The following is a 17,828-nucleotide window of genomic DNA, read 5'->3' as shown; positions in this document are numbered from 1 at the left end:
AAGCAGCGCGTGCCACAGTTCCCCAGCCACGGGCGCCGGCATCCACATGGAAAGACGTCTTCGGCACCGCCAGGCACCGTGAGCGTAAGGCCAGGCGTTCGCGCCGGCTTTTGGTAGTACGATATCGCCCTTGCACGCATCGCCGTGTTGTCGGGAGAGAGTTTTGCCATCAGTGGATCGCCGTAGCGCCGGCTCATCGCGCGCCCGGACCAGGACTGAAGAACCATCGCAGAATGAGCGGGCCTACACCGGCCTGCGGGAGCGGCTGACCACGCTGGTCTACCGTCCCGGCGAGCATCTCAATATCTCCACCCTGGTGGACGATCTCGACATTGGCCGCACGCCGATCAACCAGGCGCTGCACCGGCTCGCCAACGAAGGGCTGGTGCAGATCCTGCCGCGCAAGGGCGTGGTGGTCGCACCGCTTTCCATCGACGACGCCCTGCACCTGATCGACGTACGGCTGGCCAACGAAACGCTGTGCGCCAGGCTGGCCGCCGAGCGCATCACCCCCGCCGGTTTGCAGAAACTCGAGGCCATCCTGCGCCAGGTCGACGATGCCGTGGCGCAGCGCGACCTGCCGCAGGTGACCCACCTGGACCGGTTGTTCCATGAACAGATCGCGGAAATTTCGGGTAACCCGATCCTGATCGAGATCCTCAAGGTGCTGCACGCGCGCTCGCAACGCTTCTGGGCCATCTCGCTGTCGTCCGAAGGGCACCTGGGCGAAGTCGGCGCCGAGCACCGCGCCATCCTGCAGGCGCTGCGCGACGGCGATGCCGCGGCGGCGGCCAGCTCGGTCACGGCACATGTGCTTTCTTTTCGCCAGTCCTTGCTGCAAGGCCGCCGCGAAACCGTCTTCGCGGCGGCGGACCAGGCTTAGCGCTCCAGCGGCTTGTTCGCCGTTTCCCGGGCGGCCAGCAAAGCCACCAGCGTCAACGCCAGGGCGGCACTGACATACAGCGAGATTGCCAGCGTCGAGCCATACGACTTGTACAGGCTGGCGATGATCAGCGGCGCGAAACCGCCCCCCACGATGCCGGCCAGCGTATAGGCCAGCGACGACCCGGCATAGCGCACCCGCGTGGGGAACTGCTCGGTCACGAAGGCCGCCTGCGGGCCGTACATCATGGCGTGGATGATCAGCCCGACCACCACTGCCGCGCAGATCTGCAGCGGCTGCGCGCTGTCCATCAGCCGGAAGAAGACGAAGGCCCACACCACCGCCAGCAAGGCGCCGGCGATATACACTGGCCTGCGCCCGAGCCGGTCCGACAGGCTGCCGAACAAAGGCACCGCAATGGCGTTGCACGCCGCCCCGATCATGGTCGCGGTCAGCGCCAGCGGCCGGGACAGGTGCAGCACGCTGGTCACGTAGGTCAGCGTGAATACCACCACCAGCGCATAGAGCACGTCGGAGCCAATGCGCACGCCGCCGGCCAGCAGCAGGCGCCGCCAGTGATCCACGAACACTTCCTTGATCGGGGTCTTGGCCGTGCTCTTGCGCGCCTCCATCTCCCTGAACATCGGCGTTTCCTCAACGCCCTTGCGCAGCCACAACCCAAAGACGACCAGCAGCACGCTCGACAGGAACGGAATGCGCCAGCCCCAGGCCTGGAAGTCCTCCGGGCTCAGCCACAGCGAAACCACGGCGATAAAGCCAGTGCCCAGCAGCGTGCCGCACGACGGCCCCACCTGGGTAAAGGAAGCATTGCGCCCGCGCTGGTGCTGCTCGCCGTGTTCCATCGACAGCAGGACCGCGCCCGCCCATTCGCCGCCGATGGCCGCCCCTTGCAGGAAGCGCAGCGCCACCAGCAGGATCGGGCTCCAGATGCCCCACGACATGTAGGTGGGCAGCAGACCCATCAGGCCCGTGGCCACGCCCATCAGGACCAGCGTGGCGACCAGCACGAAGCGCCGGCCGAGCTTGTCGCCAAGGTGCCCGAACAACACGCCGCCAAGCGGGCGCGAGACATAGCCCACCGCGTAGGTGGAGAACGCCAGGATCGTGCCGGTGAGCGGATCGAACGAAGGGAAGAAAACCGCGTTGAACACCAGCGCGGCCATCAGGTTATAGACGGTGAAGTCGTACCATTCCAGCGTGGTGCCGATGGTGCTGGCCGCGGCCAGGCGGCCCATCTTCGGCGCGGCGGTGCCGGTAGCGGCGGCACCGGATGCGCCCGGCGCGGCGGAAATCGTGTTGGCGTTGTGCATCACACCACCTCCCGCGCGAAGAGCTTCCACTTGAGTGCGTAGCGGGCAGCCTGCTGCAGCGAGGCGCCCAGCCGTTCAGCGGCTTCTTGCAATGCCAGTTCGCTCGCGGCTGCGGCGCTGCTCTCGATCACCAGGATGGGCAGCAACTGCCGGTCCGCCAGGCATTCCTTCGGCAAGGGCTGGCTCAGCTCCGCGTCCGGCATCAGCAGGTAGGACTGGACGAAACCGGCCCGCGCGGAGAGTTGCCCGCCCACCTCGCCAGCGAGATCGACCAGCGCCAGCGCGTCCTCCGGCTGCGCCAGCGGCAATACGGCGAGCCAGCTGCCGCTGCCCTGCCCGACCGTGGCGGTGACTTCGCTCACGCGGCGCATCGGCTGGCGCATGCGCGCCAGGTTGGCCACGGACCACGGCGTCTGGCGGCGGAACGCCGCCTGGTAGGCCGCGGACGTGAATGCCGCAAGCGACTCGGTGCGATACAGGCCGAGATACTTCGGGCCGCCCTGCACGGCCTCATAGCGCGCCGCGGAGATAAAGCCTTCGATACGGGCGCGCTCCTCGACATGCTCGCGGTCGTACCACTGATTGAAATCTGCCTCATCGGCCGCGTCCACATTGGACGCGACGAACAACATGCCCTGCGGGGCGATCCCCGCCAGGCGTTCCATCGCCAAACTCTCGGTCGCAAACATCTCGCTCATCAAACTCTCCGGTTGCCACGCTGATTCCAAAGCGGTGAGTTGATGATCGGCGCGATCACCGCGCGCGACAAACGGGTTTTTCTTCGTGTTTCCGATCAGTTTTTCTGTTCGACCCGGCCGCGTTCGCGCACCAGCGTAGCGCACTGCGGAGCTTCACTCCGGCGCGAACGGTGCGGGCAGCGAGCGCACGAAGCGATCCGATTCGCGGCACGCAAGCTCCGCGACCAGCCGGATCGCCTCCGACGCGGCGTGATCGAGATGGCTTACCACCAGACGCTGATGCGGCAGCGGCACGTCGCACGCAATCACGCGCAGCTCGCCGCGCTCGACTTCTTCGCGCACGGGCGCCAGCGGCATCAGCGCATTGCCAAAGCCGGCTTTCACCAGGCGCACGATGGCCGCGATGGAACTGACGCAGTGCACTTTGCCGACCGGCAACCCCGCCTTGCGGTACAGCTCCTTGAGCGCCAGGTGCGGCTGCGAACCGGGACTCATGGTGATGGTCGGGTGCTGCAGCAGCGAGGCCAGCTTTCCTTCACCCGGCTGTGCCGTCCCGGCCGGCCCGATCCACCCTATCGCCATCGGCAGGCACGGCGTGCTGGTGATGCCCTCGCCCACCGCGGGATCGGTCTGCAAGGCGATATCGATGCCGCCGGCACGCAAGGTCTTGTGCAGGCCTTCGGTGGTTTCCGAAGTGATCTGCACCTCGATACCGGGATAGGACGATTGCAGATGCCGCAGGAAATCCACCAGCCAGGTATGCACCACGCTCTCGATGGCGCCGATGCGCACCAGCCCCAGCAACTCATGGCCCGAGCGGCCCAGCACCATGATCTCCCGCTGCAGTTCCAGCAGCCGTTCGCCGTAACCCAGCAGGCGCAGGCCCACTGGCGTGAGCCGCAGGTCGCGCGCCTCGCGCTCGAACACGCGCGCGCCGATTTCCTGCTCCAGCGAGGCAATGCGATTGGACATCGCGGCCTGGGTGATATGCAGCTTCTCGGCCGCCGCGCGAAAGCTGCCGAGGCGGGCCACCCACATGAAGGCTTCGACGAAGCGCGTGTTCATGGCGCGGCACCCCGGCCCGGCCGCGCCCCACAGTGGTGCGCCCCTTCCGTCAAACCTGCTCCCGACCAGGTTGGTCCGGTTCCGGCAAATGCATGTTTATCGCCTTGTGAAATTTCACAGAATTAACAGGGAGATTGTATGCAATATCCGCGCCAGTGCTGTAGTGGCATTCCCTAGCTTGCCCTGGCGCCATCGGTGTCATGTGCAGCACAACAAACATCCCCTCTGACGTGGGGTGGTGCCCGCAGGAGCCCAGTGGGCGTAAGCCGGGGCGCGGCAAGGACCGGATAAGCGCCGCCGCGTGCGCTTTTTCCTCGCGCGCAAGCGCTACAATGCGCGTCCGCTCTGCCGGCAGGCAAGGGATGCGGCCTGCGACGGGCAGGCAAAACAGAGCCAGCGCTGAAAAAACAACAAGAGCAACAACCATAGAAAGGTCCAGTCTTGTCTTCGGAGCACTTTCCCAGGATCAAGGCGTTGTGGAACACTCGGGAGACGCTCTCGCGCGATGCGTGGGAAGAGTTCTATCAACGCGTGATGGCTGTTCTGGCTAACTACCGCCCGCGCGAGGCCGCGTCGCTCGACGACGCCTYGCCCGATCTGCGCCATCAGTTCTTCATCGAGCGCGTGATGCCCGGCGAGGGGCGCAACGGCCCCGCGCACGCGGACGACCTGCGCCTTTACTTCCGCCGCTTCCTGCTCGACCTGCAGCGCAGCGGCATGCCAGACATGCCGCCCTTCGCGAACCCGCCCTGCGAGCCGGGCGCCGGGCAGATCCATCGCGCCAGCCTCGACGCGTATGGCGTCAGCCCCGAATCCGCCGAAGCCGGCGCCAGGGCTTTCCTGGCTGGCTTGCCCGAGGCCTCGCGTTTGCTGTTGCGCGCCTGCGGTTGCGGCGGCACGGTGAGCGGCAGCCTGGCCGCACGTATTGCCGCCGGGCACTTTGGCGCCGGTTCGCTCGGGCTGGTGCATCGTCGTGGCGGCGATCGCCTTTCCACGGCGCGCCAGAACCTGGCGCCGGCGCACAGCCAGACCCTGCTGAGCCGCTGGCTTACGCAGACGCTGTGCAGCGGCACGCGAACCACCCCCCTCGATCCCGCCAACCGCGGCGACACCGAGGCCGCGCAAGCCCTGCTGGACATTCTCTGCACGATTGCATTGACAGAGCAGGCAAGGCAGGCGGACCCCGCCGCCAGCCAGCGCACGGCATGAGCACCCTCCACCCCTGCCTGAGCGTTGTCGCCGCGCGGCTCGAAGCCGGCAATGCCGCCAAGGTCGCCGACGAGGGCCCGCTGCCCGCCCTCCAGGCGGACGGCGCTACCGCCGCGGCCGGCACCGACTGGACAGCGCTGCCCATCCCGCCCGCGCTCGCCGCGGCCTTCGAGCGCTCGGCCCAGGCCCGTAGCCTGCGCGCCCTGGCGCTGGCGCCCGGCCAGTTCCGCGCGCTGCGCCACGCCCCCGCCTTCGGCGCGGTCCTGCTCGACCGCTGGAGCCCCGCTGGACAATGCTGGCAAGGCTGGCTCGCCACGCCCGACCCTGCCTATGCCGGCTCCATGGACATGGTGCTGGAGCAAGGCGACGATCCGCTCGATCCGCGCCTCGGCATGGTGTGCTGTGCCATGCGGGTGCAGGCGCGTGCCGACCAGCTTGGCGCCTGCCTCGGTGTACTCGCGGCCGAGCGCATGGCGATGGTGCGCTGGCTCGGCGAATGGGATCGCGGTGCCGCTGCCGGCAACCTGGCACGGCCAGGCGTGGTCGCCCGCGCCGAGGTACCGGGCGGCTATGCGCTGACCGGCTCGCCGCTGGCCGGGCCCGATGATCCTCGCCATGCCTACCGTGGATTGCTGGCGCGCGGCATTGCCAGCTTTGGCCTTGAGGTGGCGCTGCCGGTGCCGCAACCGGTAACCCAACCGGCGGCGCGCGGCGGGCGGCCGGACTGTGCGCAAGACACAATGGCAAGCACGGCCGGCAGCAGCGAGGGCAGGAAAGAAAGGCCCATGCCGCATCCACCAGCCGCCCCGGCTGGCCCCGCCAGCGGTGGCCGCTGGGTCAGGCCCTTTGCAGCCCTTGCCGCCGCCCTGGCCATCCTGCAATCCGGCCTGCTGCTGTGGCGCTACAACAGCGACAGCGCAACGCCGGCGGCGGCGCCCCGGGCCCCTGGCACCGGCGGCAACGACATCCGCGCGCAGTTCCGCCCGGAAGCCACCGAGGCCGAGATCCGTTCCTGGCTGCTGCGGCAAGGCCTGCAGATCGTCGGCGGACCCGACGCGGCGGGCAGCTTCACGCTGCACGCGGACGATGCGCGGCAAGCACTGCCAGCACCCGGTCCCGGCAATCCGCTCGCCCGGCCCAATCCCTGAGCACGGCGCGCTGCGTACAATCCGGATTTCGCTGGCGGCAATGGCATCGCTCTTGCAMCAGCGCCATCCTCGTCCTACGCCATGCCTCCTCCGCGCAAAGACGCAGCCTCCGGACCGCGCGCTGCCGCCAACCCGCCAAAGAGCACCAATCCGCTCGACTACCAGCATGGCGCGCGCCCGGCCGCGGTCATGCCCAAGGAATTCCCCGACGGCGTCGTGGTTGCGGCCCATCGGCACGAGCGCGCGCAACTGATCTATGCGGTTGCCGGGGTGGTCGAGGTCACGGCCGGCCAGTCATTGTGGCTGGTCCCGCCGCAGCGCGCGCTATGGATGCCGGCAGGCGTGCAGCACGGCATGCGCGCCCGCGGCATGGTATCGCTGCGCACGCTCTATATCCGCCCCGAAGCGTGCCCGGCGGCCACGCCGGCGCTGCCGCAACTGGTCAATGTCTCGCCCCTGCTGCGCGAACTGATGCTGCGCGCCGCCGCGCTACCGCTCGGTCCCGCCGGCACCGCACGCGAAGACCGCCTGCTCGGCGTGCTGCTGGATGAACTCGCATGGTCGCCGGAGCAGCCGCTGTGCCTGCCCGCCAGCCAGGACCGCCGCCTTGCGCGCATCTGCGGCGCGCTGCGCGAGAATCCCGCCGATGCGCGCACGCTGGCAGAGTGGGCGCGGGAGGTGGGCGCATCGAGCCGTACGCTGGCGCGGCTGTTCGTGGCCGGGACAGGCATCTCCTTCGTGCACTGGCGCCAGCAGGCGCGCCTCTTGTACGCCCTGCCACGCCTCGCGGCGGGTGAGCCGGTCGCCACCATCGCCGCCGACCTGGGCTACGACACGGCCGGCGCCTTCGCCACCATGTTCCGGCGCTATACGGGCACCACGCCCAGCCAATACGCCAGGATGTCCGATCCGGCGCAGTGATTGACCTGGGCCGCGCAGAGGCCGGGCCGCTCCAGGCGTATCGTGACAGGCATGCGCTCCCGCGAGCGGGATGCGGGGAACGGGGAACCGCCACGGCAACAGGAACAGGATCAGGAACAGGACATGGCACGTACGGATATCGAATTCGTCTCCGAGGGCGTCACCCTGCGCGGGTGGCTCTACGAAGCCCGGCATGAAGCCAATGAAACGCCGGCGGACGCCTGCCCCGCCATCGTCATGGCGCACGGCTTTTCCGCTGTCAAGGAGCAGTACCTGGACCGTTACGCCGAAGTCTTCGCCGCCGCCGGCTTTGCGGTGCTGGTCTACGACCACCGCAACTTCGGCGCCAGCGAAGGCGCGCCCCGGCAGGAGGTGGACCCGGCGCTGCAAAAACGCGGCTATCGCGATGCCATCAGCTACCTGTGCGGCCTGCCCGGCATTGCGCATGACCGCATTGGCATCTGGGGCAGCAGCTACAGCGGCGGCCACGTGCTCGAGGTGGCGGCGCTGGACCGGCGCGTCGGATGCGTGGTATCGCAGGTGCCGCAGATCAGCGGCTACCTGTCGGCGTTGCGCCGCACGCGCGCCGACCTGGTGCCGGCAGCCCTGGCGTCCTTCGAAGCCGACCGGCTGGCGCGCTTTCGCGGCGAAGCCCCGGCCATGCTGGCGGCCGTCAGCGCGGATCCCGCCACGCCGTGCGCCATGGCCGGGGCCGACAGCTATCAGTTCTTCACCGGTACCGCCGCCTTCGCGCCCAACTGGCGCAACGAGGTCACGCTGCGCAGCGCGGAGATGGCACGGGAAAACGAACCGGGCATCCACATAGCCCGCATCAGCCCGACACCACTGCTGATGATCGTCGCCGACAGGGATGTGCTGACCGCCACCGACCTGTGCCTGGCCGCCTATGAACAAGCCCTGCAGCCCAAGCAATTGCTGATGATTCCCGGCGGCCACTTCACGCCATACCTGGAGCACTTCGAGACGACCAGCCAGGCCGCGCGCGAATGGTTCGCCAGGCATCTGAAGGCCTGACCACGACAAAGGCCGCGGCAGCGCCCCGCCGCAGCCTTTGCACAGGGGCCCCTCAGTAGCCGGCGGCGCCTGCGGGCAGGTCCAGCCGCGCTACCAGGTCCGTCAGCGCCGCCGCGCAAGACACATCCACCTTCAGCGCGAGCAGCGCATCCGCACGGGTCTGGCCGAGGTTGATCGCGGCGACAGGCTTGCCCAGCTTGCCGGCGGCGAGGCAGAAGCGGTAGCCCGAGAACACCGTCAGCGACGAACCGATCACCAGCAGTGCATCGGCCTGCGCCAGCGCCAGCATGCTGGCATCCACGCGTTCCCTCGGCACGGATTCCCCGAAGAACACCACGTCGGGTTTCAGCACGCCGCCGCAATGTCCGCAGGCGGGAATGCGTACCGCCTCGAAGCTGGCCAGTTCAAGATGGGCGTCGCCATCGGAGGCGGGCAAGGCGCGCAACGCCGCCAGGTCGGGGTTCTCGGCTTCCAGCTGCGATTGCAGCGAGGCCCGTGTCCGGCGCGTGCCGCAAGCCAGGCAGATCACGCTGCCAACATGGCCGTGCAGTTCGATCACGCCGGTACTGCCGGCGCGCTGGTGCAGGCCGTCCACGTTCTGCGTCACCAGCTGGCGCAGGAAGCCGGCGGTTTGCAATTGCGCCAGCGCGAAGTGCGCGGCGTTCGGCTGCGCATTGGCAAGCACCGGCCAGCCCAGCATGCTGCGCGCCCAATAGCGCTGGCGCACCGCGTGCGAGCGGAAGAAGTCCTGCGCCTGCACGGGCGGCGTGCGCTGCCAGTTGCCCTGCGCGTCGCGGTAGCCGGGGATGCCGGAATCGGTGCTGATGCCGGCCCCGGTCAGTACGAGCAGGCGGGGATGGCCCCGCACGAACGCATGGAGATCGGCCAGGACAGGCTGGTCGGTAACGGGCACGGGCACGGGGGGGCTCCTTGTGCGTTGCGTGTGGCGTATTCGCCAGGCGAACCGGCGCCGGCGGCTCAGAAAACGGGGCCACCCGCGCTGGTGTCCGCCGTCTGGCCGGCGAGCGCCAGCCACGCCTTGAGTTCGGCGCGATAGCGCTCCATCGCCTCGGCGTGCAGGTCGAAAATGCAGGGCTCGCAGCCATTGCCGCAGCAATCGTTGATATCCGGCGTCGGCGGGGCAACAGGCCTGGGCGGCAATGCCGCCGCTGCCGGCTCCGGCGCGTTCACTGGTTCTGGGTTGCGTCCTGCCTTGGACGCCGGGTTTTCTTCCGACACCATCTGCTCCGATTGATTTGCCCGATCAGTATACGGTACGCCCCGGACCGGCAATCCCGGCGGCAAAGGCGGCGCACTGGTCAGCCGCCCGTCCCGGCCGCGGGCTTGCGGGCTTCCAGCACCGCGCGCAGCCGGGTGACCGCCTCGGTGGATTCGGCCTCGATGCGCTTGCGCAGCAGCAGGCGGTTGGTCAGCGCGAAAAGAAGGTTCGGCGCCGCGTAGCTGAAGTCGCGCCGGAAGCGCGTGCCCTGCGGCGTCGGGGCGAGCGTGTAGCGCACCGTTCCCGCCTCGCGCCCGTCGATGGTGCCCTGGATCATCCAGACGGAGGGGCGGCTGCGCTCGACCACGGTCCACACCACCTTGCCACGCCGCCCGGCCACCAGGAAGGTCTCGGTAACCTGCTCGCCAGGCACCAGCGGATGATCCGCCGCGCCGGCCACCGCCAGGGATGACGGATGCCAGTCGGGCCAGCTGGCGGGCGTGGAGACGTAATCGAAGACCACCGCGTCGGGTTGCGCGATCGTCACCTCGTTGACGATATGCGTAACGTCGCGCCAGGCGCGGGGCACAGGCAGCAGCAGGATGGCGGCCGCGCCCACCAGGATGAGCAGCGCAGCAAAAAGGGTTCGGTGCGGTCTCATGGCGAGCAACGTGAAAGGATGGCGCGCAGGACAACTGCGGCAATGCCAGCGGCCCTTCCGGCGCGTGTGGCCGCGATGCTTCCAGTTTAGTCAGCTTTGCCGGCCGCGTCGGGCCGGCATCGGATGAAGCGCGGCAACCGCGCGAGGGCGGTTGCCGCGGCTTGCAGACGCGCTTAGTGGCTCGCGGCCAGCGGGCCGGGGCCTGCCTGTGCCATCTCGGGCGTGGCCTCGGGCAAGGGCCCCCAACCGCCACCCAGCCTGCGCACCAGCGCCACCGTCGCGGAAGCGCGCAGCCCGGCCACCTGGTTGGCCTCGCGCTGCGACTGCAGCACCGTGCGGTCGGCGTCGATCACCGTCAGGTAATCCACCGCGCCGGCCTCATACCGGCTGCGCGAGATCCTGGCCGCGCGCCGGGCGCCGCCCAGCGCGCCGTCCAGCGCACCGGCCTGCTGGCTCAGCCAGCGCACATCGGCCAGGCTGTCTTCCACCTCGCGCAGCGCCGTCAGCACGCTCTGGCGATAGCCCGCCACCGCTTCCTCGTGCTGCGCGCGCGCCGCCGCCAGGTTGGCCTTGTTGCGGCCGCCGTCCAGGATCGGCTGCGCAATCGTGCTGCCTATCAGCGGCCCCAGCATCCAGGCACGCGACGACCACTTGAACAGGTTCGACAAGTCGTTCGATTCGAATCCGAACAAGCCGGTCAGCGTGATGCGCGGGAAGAACGCCGACTTGGCCACACCGATGCGCGCGTTGGCCGCCGCCATCAGGCGCTCGGCCTGCGCGATATCGGGACGGCGCTCCAGCAGGTCCGAAGGCAGTCCTGCCGGCACCGTGATCAGCGCGGCGTCGAGCGGCCGCGCAGCCAGCGTAAAGGCGCCCGGCGGCGCGCCGGTCAGCACCGCCAGCGCGTGCTCCTGGTTGGCGCGGCGGCGCTCGATGCCGGCCAGGTCCGCCCGTGCCGTGCCCAGCTCGGCTTCGGCGCGGGCGGGATCGAGATCGGTGGTCTCGCCTTCGTCGAAACGACGCTTGAGCAGCTTGAGCGCATCCTCGCGCAGCGTGATGGTGGCGTTGAGCAGGTCGCGCTCGCTGTCCAGCGTGCGCAGCGCAAAGTAGGCCTGCGCCACGTCGGCTTGCAGCGCGAGCTGCACCGAGCGGTACAGGTCTTCAGCGGCTTCGCCCTCCGCCCGCGCCGCCTTGACGTTGTCGGCCACGCGGCCGAACAGGTCGACCTCGTAGCCGGCGATGGCGCGCGCCCGCAATACCGTCTGCGGCGATACGCGCGTGCCGTCGGGCAGCCCTTGCGAGGCTGCCGAAAGCTGCGTGCGGGTCGGGTCCAGGCCCACGCTGAGCTGCGGGTACTGGTCTGCCTCGGCCACGCCGGTGAAGGCGCGCGCCTGCTTGACGCGGGCCGCGGCAATGGCGAGATCCTGGTTGGACTCGGTCGCCGCGGCAATCAGGCGGTCGAGATCGGCATCGCCGAAGATCTTCCACCATTCGCCGCGCTGCGCGCCTTCGGACGGGGTTGCCACCTTCCACTGGGCGCCTTCCGCCTGCGCGGCCTCGGCTTCCTTGTAGGCGGGCGTGGCGGCGGTGGCGCTCTCCGGCACCTTGTAGGTCGGTGCCAGCGAGCAGCCCGCCAGGACCAGGGCCACGGCCAGCGTGGCCAGGCGCGGCAGCGCCGCGGGCAGTAGCGATGTCATCCTGGATGTCATGGTTGCGTTCATTTCGATCATCCTTATTCAGCGGAGGCGATAGCCTTGTGGCTCGCCGACGGTGCGTCCGACACCTTGCGGCGCTCGCCGCGTGTCGCCAGCATGCGCAGCGCCACGTAGAACACCGGCGTCAGGAACAGCCCGAAGAACGTCACCCCCAGCATCCCCGCGAACACCGCCACGCCCATCGCGTGACGCATCTCCGCGCCGGCGCCGGTGGACACCACCAGCGGCACCACACCCATGATGAACGCGAACGACGTCATCAGGATCGGGCGCAGACGCAGGCGGCTGGCTTCGATCGCCGCAGCCACGATGGAGCGGCCTTCATGCTCCAGCTCCCGCGCAAACTCCACGATCAGGATCGCGTTCTTCGCCGACAGCCCCACCAGGACGATGAAACCGATCTGCGTGAAGATGTTGTTGTCGCCACGGGTCAGCCACACGCCCGTCATGGCGGCCAGCAGGCTGAGCGGCACGATCAGGATCACGGCCAGCGGCAGCGTCAGGCTTTCGTACTGCGCGGCCAGCACCAGGAACACCAGCAGCACGCACAGCGGGAAGATCCACACGCCCGCATTGCCGGCGAGGATGTCCTGGTAGGTCAGGTCGGTCCACTCGAACTTGATGCCCTTGGGCAGCGTCTCGGCGGCGATGCGCTCGGCCGCGGCTTGCGCCTGGCCCGAGGAGAAGCCCGGCGCCGGGCCGCCGTTCATGTCGGCGGCGGTGAAGCCGTTGTAGCGCACCACGCTATCGGGGCCGAACCCCTGCTTGACGGTGAGCAGCGACGACAGCGGCACCATCTCGCCGGCGGTGTTGCGCGTCTTCAGTTGCAGGATGTCCTCCGCGTGCGCGCGGAACTGCGCATCCGCCTGCACCTTGACCTGGTAGGTCCGGCCGAACTTGTTGAAGTCGTTGACATAGGCCGAGCCGAGGTAAGTCTGCAGTGTATCGAACACGTCCGTCACCGGCACGCCCAGCTGCTTGGCCTTGACGCGGTCCAGCTTCACGTCGAGCTGCGGCACGTTGACCTGGTAGTTGGTGAAGATACCTGCCAGCTCCGGCGTGGCGCGCGCCTTGTTGGTGAAGGCGTTGGTGGCGTCGAACAGCGCGTCGTAGCCCAGCGCGGCACGGTCCTCGATCATCAGCTTGAAGCCACCGATGGTGCCCAGGCCCTGGACCGGCGGCGGCGGGAACACGGCGATGAAAGCGTCCTGGATCGAAGCGTACTTGCCGTTGAGCTGCTGCGCGATGGCATTGCCCGACAGCTCCTTGGTCTTGCGTTCTTCAAACGGCTTGAGCGAGACGAACACGATGCCGGCGCTCGGGCTATTGGTGAAGCCGTTGATCGACAGGCCCGGGAAGGCAATCGCCGATTCCACGCCGGGCTGCTTGAGCGCGATGTCGGACATCTGGCGAATCACGTCCTCGGTGCGATCCAGCGTGGCGCCGTCAGGCAGCTTGGCGAAGCTCACCAGGTACTGCTTGTCCTGCGCCGGCACGAAGCCCTTGGGCACCAGCTGGAACACGCCCCAGGTCAGCGCCAGCATCACCGCGTACACGCCGAACACCGCGGTCTTGCGCGAGATCACGCCCTTCACGCCCTTGCCGTAACGGTCGGCACTGGCGCCGAAGAAGCGGTTGAAGCGGGCAAAGAAGCCGCCCAGCACCCGATCCATGGCGCGCGACAGCCAGTCCTTCGGCGCATCGTGGCCGCGCAGCAGCAGCGCGGACAATGCCGGCGACAGCGTCAGCGAGTTGAAGGCCGAGATGATGGTCGAGATGGCGATGGTCAGCGCGAACTGCTTGTAGAACTGGCCGGTCAGGCCCGTCATGAAGGCCAGCGGCACGAACACGGCGATCAGCGTCAGCGCGATGGCGATGATCGGGCCGCTGACTTCGCGCATGGCCTTGTACGTCGCCTCCTTCGGAGACAGCCCCTCGGCAATATTCCGCTCGACGTTCTCCACCACCACGATCGCATCATCCACCACGATACCGATCGCCAGCACCAGCCCGAAGAGTGACAACGCGTTGATGGAGAAGCCAAACGCGTGCATCAGCCCGAACGTACCCACGATGGACACCGGCACCGCCAGCAGCGGAATCACCGAAGCGCGCCACGTCTGCAGGAACAGGATCACCACCAGCACCACCAGCGCGATGGCTTCGAACAGCGTGTGGGTGACGGCCTCGATACTATGGCGCACGAACTGGGTCGGGTCATAGACGATGCTGTAGTCCACGCCATCGGGGAAGTTCTGCTTGAGTTCCTCCATGGTCTTGCGGACCTCATCCGAGATCTGGATGGCGTTGGAACCCGGTGCCTGGAAGATGGGAATGGCCACCGCGGACTTGTTGTCCAGCAGCGAGCGCAGCGCGTATTCCGATGCGCCCAGCTCGATACGGGCGACGTCCTTCAGGTACGTCACGCCGCCATCGGGCGAAGTCGCCACGATGATGTCGCCGAAGGCCTCGACCGTTTCCAGCCGGCCCTGCGCGTTCACGGAAAGCTGCAGGTCGGCGCCCGGCAGCGACGGCGAGGCGCCGATCACGCCGGCGGCCACCTGCACGTTTTGCTCGCGGATGGCCTTGACCACGTCGGCGGCGGCCAGCTTGCGCTCGGCCATCTTCTCCGGGTTCAGCCACACGCGCATGGAGTAGTCGCCCGAGCCGAACAACTGCACCTGGCCCACGCCCTGGATCCGCGCCAGGCGGTCCTTGACGTTGATCACCGCGTAGTTGCGCAGGTAGGTCATGTCGTAGCGGTCGTTCGGCGAGACCAGGTGGACCACCATGGTCAGGTCGGGCGAGCTCTTGACGGTGGTGATGCCGAGGCGGCGCACGTCCTCCGGCAAGCGCGGTTCGGCCTGCGCCACCCGGTTCTGCACGAGTTGCTGTGCCTTGTCCGGATCGGTGCCGAGCTTGAAGGTCACGGTCAGCGTCAGCAGGCCATCGCTATTGGATTGCGACGACATGTAGAGCATGTCTTCGACGCCGTTGATCTGCTCCTCCAGCGGAGACGCCACGGTAGCGGCGATCACCTTGGGGTTGGCGCCGGGATACTGCGCGCGCACCACCACGGACGGCGGCACCACCTCGGGATACTCCGAGATCGGCAGCTTGAACATCGAGATGGCGCCGATCAGGAAGATCAGCACCGATAGCACGCCGGCAAAGATAGGCCGGTCGATAAAGAATTTCGAGAGATTCATCTCAGTCTCGGCAGTCTTGGCGAAAAGGCTCCCCCTGGCGGCCTGGCATGCAGGCGCCATGTGGAGCGGGGAAGCTAAATATGGTTTGGCCTCGGGGAGAGGTGGTTTCAATGCCGGCGCACTGTGGATGCGCCCGCCCTCTCCCCCGGTTGCTCTCCCGCCATGCGGGAGAGCGAGCAAACCCTTGGCAGATTCAGCTCATGCGGCTCTTGCAGGATCGGCTCAGGTCACTGGTTTTCCATCGGCTGCCTTGTCCGTGGTTTTCTCCGTGGCCGCCTGCTTGCGGTCTGCCGATTCGGCACGTTGCTCCAGCTCGCGTTTGAACGCCATCTCGACCGGCTTGGGTGCGACCGTGACGCCGGGACGCACGCGCTGCAGCCCGTTGACCACGATCTTCTCGTCGGCCTTCAAACCCTGGCGGATTACGCGCAGCCCTTCGTACGACGGCCCGAGCGTGACTTCGCGGTAGGCCAGCTTGTTCGCGCTATCCAGTACCAGCACGAACTTCTTGCCCTGGTCGGTGCCGATGGCGCGGTCGTTGATCAGCACCACCGGGTGCGGCGAGCCGCCACCGAGCTTGATGCGCGCATACAGGCCCGGCAGCAGGCGGCCGTCSGSGTTGTCGAACACSGCSCGCACGCGGATGGTGCCGCTCTTGGTGTCGAGCCGGTTGTCCACCGACTGGATGCGGCCCTCGCGCGGATAATCCTCCTCGTTGGCCAGGCCCAGGAACACCGGCAACCTGGACTGCCCGCCTTGCGCGCCGGGCGCGCCACCGGCTGTATCCGCCTTATCTGACTTATCCGCTGTATTCGCCGTATTCGCCGTATAGCGCAGGTAGGTCTGCTCATCGAGTTCAAAGCTGGCGTACACCGGCGACACCGACACCACCGTGGTCAGCACCGGCGTGCCGGCACCGGCCGCCACCAGGTTGCCTACGGTGATCTCGGCACGCGATACGCGCCCGCTGACCGGGGCGGTGATCCGCGTATAGGCCAGGTTCAGCCGCGCCACCTCCAGCGAGGCCTGCGCGGCGCGCACATTGGCTACCGCTTCGCGGGCGCCGTTGTCGCGCTCGTCGAACTCGCGGCGCGATACCGCGTTGTCCTGCACCAGCCGCTGCGCGCGGGCCTGCTCAGTCTGCGCGTGGCTGGCACGCACTTGCGCGGCGGCCAGCGCGGCCTCGGCGCGCGCCACTTCGGCGGCGTAAGGGCGCGGGTCGATGGTGAAGAGCGGATCGCCCTTCTTCACCAGCGCGCCTTCGCGGAAGTGCACGGCGTCGATGGTGCCGCCGACCCTGGCGCGAATCTCCACACGGTCCACGGCTTCGAGACGGCCGGAGAACTCATCCCATTCGGTGATGGTCTTGCCCAGCGCGCTTGCCACGTCCACCGTGGCGGGCGCCGCCGGCGCGGGCACGGCCTGCGCCTCGCCGGCGTGCCAGGGCTTGAAGATCGAGGTGGCCAGGCCGGCGCCGAGCACAGCGACGATGGCCAGGGCAATCATGGTGCGTCGATATTGCTGATTCATTTTCTTGACTCCGTATTCCGTCTGCGGTTTTCTTCAACTGGAAAGCAAAAAATGGGACGAACGCCCCCGCCGGCGCGCGCAAAGGATCGCGCCCGGTACGCCTGCTATGCGCAGGCCGGCTTGGCTTTGTAATTCGGGATCAGCCGGGCGGGCTGGCTCCTGTCTGGCGTTCGGCCTTGGGCGAGGCGTCGTCGTCGCCGGCAAGATAGCCTTGCAGGTAGCGCGCGCCTTCGTTTATCCACACCTGACATCGGTCGTGGGATTCTTCCACGCCGGCGCCACAGGCACCGGCCATGATTCGGGCTTCGGACGGCACGCCGGCCGTCAGCAGGCGGCCGGCGAAGGCTTCGCCTTCGGCACGCAGCGCATCTTCCTCGGCCACCTGGATCAGTGTGGGCGGCAGGCCGGCCAGCCGCGAGGCAAGGGCCGGGGCCGCGTAGGGGTGCACGCTGGCGGCCGGGGTAGGCAGGTAATCGCGGTAGTACCCGGCCAGCCGCTGCAGCATTTCCAGCGGCACGCTGCGCCCGCCTTGCCCCACCGCGCACGATGCGTGCTGCAGGCAGGGATCGGTAACCGGGCGGATCAGCCACTGCGCGCGCGGCTCCGGCAAGCCGCGGTCGCGCAGCATCTGCGACAGCGCGATCGCCAGGTTGCCGCCCGCCTCCTCACCCACCACGGCAAAGCGCAGCTTGTCCACCTTGAGGCGGCGCGCATGGCGCAACACCCACTCTGCGGTATGGAACGCATCTTCCGGCGCCGCCGGGAACGGGAAATCGGGGGCCAGCGAGTATGCCGGCGTCACCACCACCGCGGGTACCGTGCCGGCCAGCGAGCGTGCCAGGCGCTGGGACTTCTCCAGGCTGGCGTCGACAAAGCCACCGGCGTGCAGGTAGATCAGCCAGGGCAGCAGCGGCGCCGCCTTGCCCGCCGGATAGCCCGGCGGGTAGCTCAGGCGCACCGCGATCGTGCGGCCGCTGCTTTCCACCGTATGCTCGGTCGTATGCCCCTCGGCCAGTTCGGCTGCGGAGGCTGCTGCTGCGGATTTCGGTTGCGTGGGCGACATGGCGGTGACTTGTTGCGCGCTAACGGGTGCACTAGCGGGTGCACTAACGGGTACGTTAACGGCGCCTCCATTGCATATTGCGATGCAGCGAATTATGGTGGTTGATAAAGGTGGGATAAAGCGAGGCTTTGCCAATGCACT

The 17,828-nt window shown here is 68.1% G+C and carries 15 protein-coding genes; 5 read left to right on the top strand and 10 right to left on the bottom strand.

All coding sequences use genetic code 11. The annotated features are described in order from the left end of the window. Nucleotides 1–172: 172 nt before the first annotated feature. Nucleotides 173–883: a GntR family transcriptional regulator gene (locus AC1DN0_RS09505; protein ID WP_441628848.1), complete on the top strand. Its 711-nt coding sequence runs from the start codon at nt 173–175 to the stop codon at nt 881–883. On the opposite strand, the gene AC1DN0_RS09500 is transcribed toward AC1DN0_RS09505, so the two are convergent. The 3 genes from AC1DN0_RS09500 to AC1DN0_RS09490 all read right to left on the bottom strand — a co-directional run bounded on the left by AC1DN0_RS09500 (nt 880) and on the right by AC1DN0_RS09490 (nt 3,977). Beyond that, complete coding sequence (locus tag AC1DN0_RS09500; protein ID WP_441628846.1) at nt 880–2,139, bottom strand: MFS transporter; 1,260 nt, start codon at nt 2,137–2,139, stop codon at nt 880–882. The genes AC1DN0_RS09505 and AC1DN0_RS09500 overlap by 4 nt on opposite strands. Nucleotides 2,140–2,213: 74 nt before the next feature. Next, nucleotides 2,214–2,912, bottom strand: a complete 699-nt coding sequence (locus tag AC1DN0_RS09495) for a hypothetical protein (RefSeq protein ID WP_441628814.1) — start codon at nt 2,910–2,912, stop codon at nt 2,214–2,216. Between the two features lie 153 nt (nt 2,913–3,065). Further along, complete coding sequence (locus tag AC1DN0_RS09490) at nt 3,066–3,977, bottom strand: LysR family transcriptional regulator (RefSeq protein ID WP_035859863.1); 912 nt, start codon at nt 3,975–3,977, stop codon at nt 3,066–3,068. Between the two features lie 474 nt (nt 3,978–4,451). Here AC1DN0_RS09490 and AC1DN0_RS09485 point away from each other — a divergent pair, with 474 nt between their 5' ends. From AC1DN0_RS09485 to AC1DN0_RS09470, 4 genes are all read left to right on the top strand, one after another. Next, nucleotides 4,452–5,186, top strand: coding sequence for a hypothetical protein (locus AC1DN0_RS09485; RefSeq protein ID WP_477145675.1), 735 nt, complete (start codon nt 4,452–4,454; stop codon nt 5,184–5,186). Next, a complete protein-coding gene (locus AC1DN0_RS09480; RefSeq protein ID WP_441628810.1) occupies nt 5,183–6,334 on the top strand; it encodes a hypothetical protein in 1,152 nt (383 codons plus the stop codon). Before AC1DN0_RS09485 ends, AC1DN0_RS09480 begins: the two co-directional genes overlap by 4 nt. 81 nt (nt 6,335–6,415) lie before the next feature. Then, complete coding sequence (locus AC1DN0_RS09475; RefSeq protein ID WP_441628808.1) at nt 6,416–7,255, top strand: AraC family transcriptional regulator; 840 nt, start codon at nt 6,416–6,418, stop codon at nt 7,253–7,255. A gap of 123 nt (nt 7,256–7,378) precedes the next feature. Continuing rightward, nucleotides 7,379–8,290, top strand: a complete 912-nt coding sequence (locus AC1DN0_RS09470) for an alpha/beta hydrolase (RefSeq protein WP_441628806.1) — start codon at nt 7,379–7,381, stop codon at nt 8,288–8,290. A 52-nt stretch (nt 8,291–8,342) separates the two neighbouring features. Here the strand turns inward: AC1DN0_RS09470 and AC1DN0_RS09465 are convergent, their stop codons facing one another. The 7 genes from AC1DN0_RS09465 to AC1DN0_RS09435 all read right to left on the bottom strand — a co-directional run bounded on the left by AC1DN0_RS09465 (nt 8,343) and on the right by AC1DN0_RS09435 (nt 17,687). After that, the gene (locus AC1DN0_RS09465; RefSeq protein WP_441628804.1) at nt 8,343–9,209 is read right to left on the bottom strand and encodes an NAD-dependent protein deacetylase; all 867 of its coding nucleotides are present in this window, start codon (nt 9,207–9,209) and stop codon (nt 8,343–8,345) included. A gap of 59 nt (nt 9,210–9,268) precedes the next feature. Then, a complete protein-coding gene (locus AC1DN0_RS09460) occupies nt 9,269–9,532 on the bottom strand; it encodes an oxidoreductase-like domain-containing protein (protein ID WP_441628802.1) in 264 nt (87 codons plus the stop codon). A gap of 77 nt (nt 9,533–9,609) precedes the next feature. Continuing rightward, nucleotides 9,610–10,170, bottom strand: a complete 561-nt coding sequence (locus AC1DN0_RS09455) for an SRPBCC family protein (RefSeq protein ID WP_441628800.1) — start codon at nt 10,168–10,170, stop codon at nt 9,610–9,612. 173 nt (nt 10,171–10,343) lie between these two features. Then, the gene (locus tag AC1DN0_RS09450) at nt 10,344–11,867 is read right to left on the bottom strand and encodes an efflux transporter outer membrane subunit (RefSeq protein WP_441628798.1); all 1,524 of its coding nucleotides are present in this window, start codon (nt 11,865–11,867) and stop codon (nt 10,344–10,346) included. Between the two features lie 35 nt (nt 11,868–11,902). After that, a complete protein-coding gene (locus tag AC1DN0_RS09445; RefSeq protein ID WP_477103511.1) occupies nt 11,903–15,094 on the bottom strand; it encodes an efflux RND transporter permease subunit in 3,192 nt (1,063 codons plus the stop codon). Between the two features lie 222 nt (nt 15,095–15,316). Continuing rightward, nucleotides 15,317–16,624, bottom strand: coding sequence for an efflux RND transporter periplasmic adaptor subunit (locus tag AC1DN0_RS09440; protein WP_477145674.1), 1,308 nt, complete (start codon nt 16,622–16,624; stop codon nt 15,317–15,319). A 139-nt stretch (nt 16,625–16,763) separates the two neighbouring features. Further along, a complete protein-coding gene (locus tag AC1DN0_RS09435) occupies nt 16,764–17,687 on the bottom strand; it encodes an alpha/beta hydrolase (RefSeq protein WP_441628792.1) in 924 nt (307 codons plus the stop codon). Nucleotides 17,688–17,828: the final 141 nt, after the last annotated feature.

This window comes from Cupriavidus sp. 05N39 (assembly GCF_056397325.1).
Note: the sequence above shows the minus strand (reverse complement) of the source record. Positions and strands in the feature narration are given on the sequence as shown.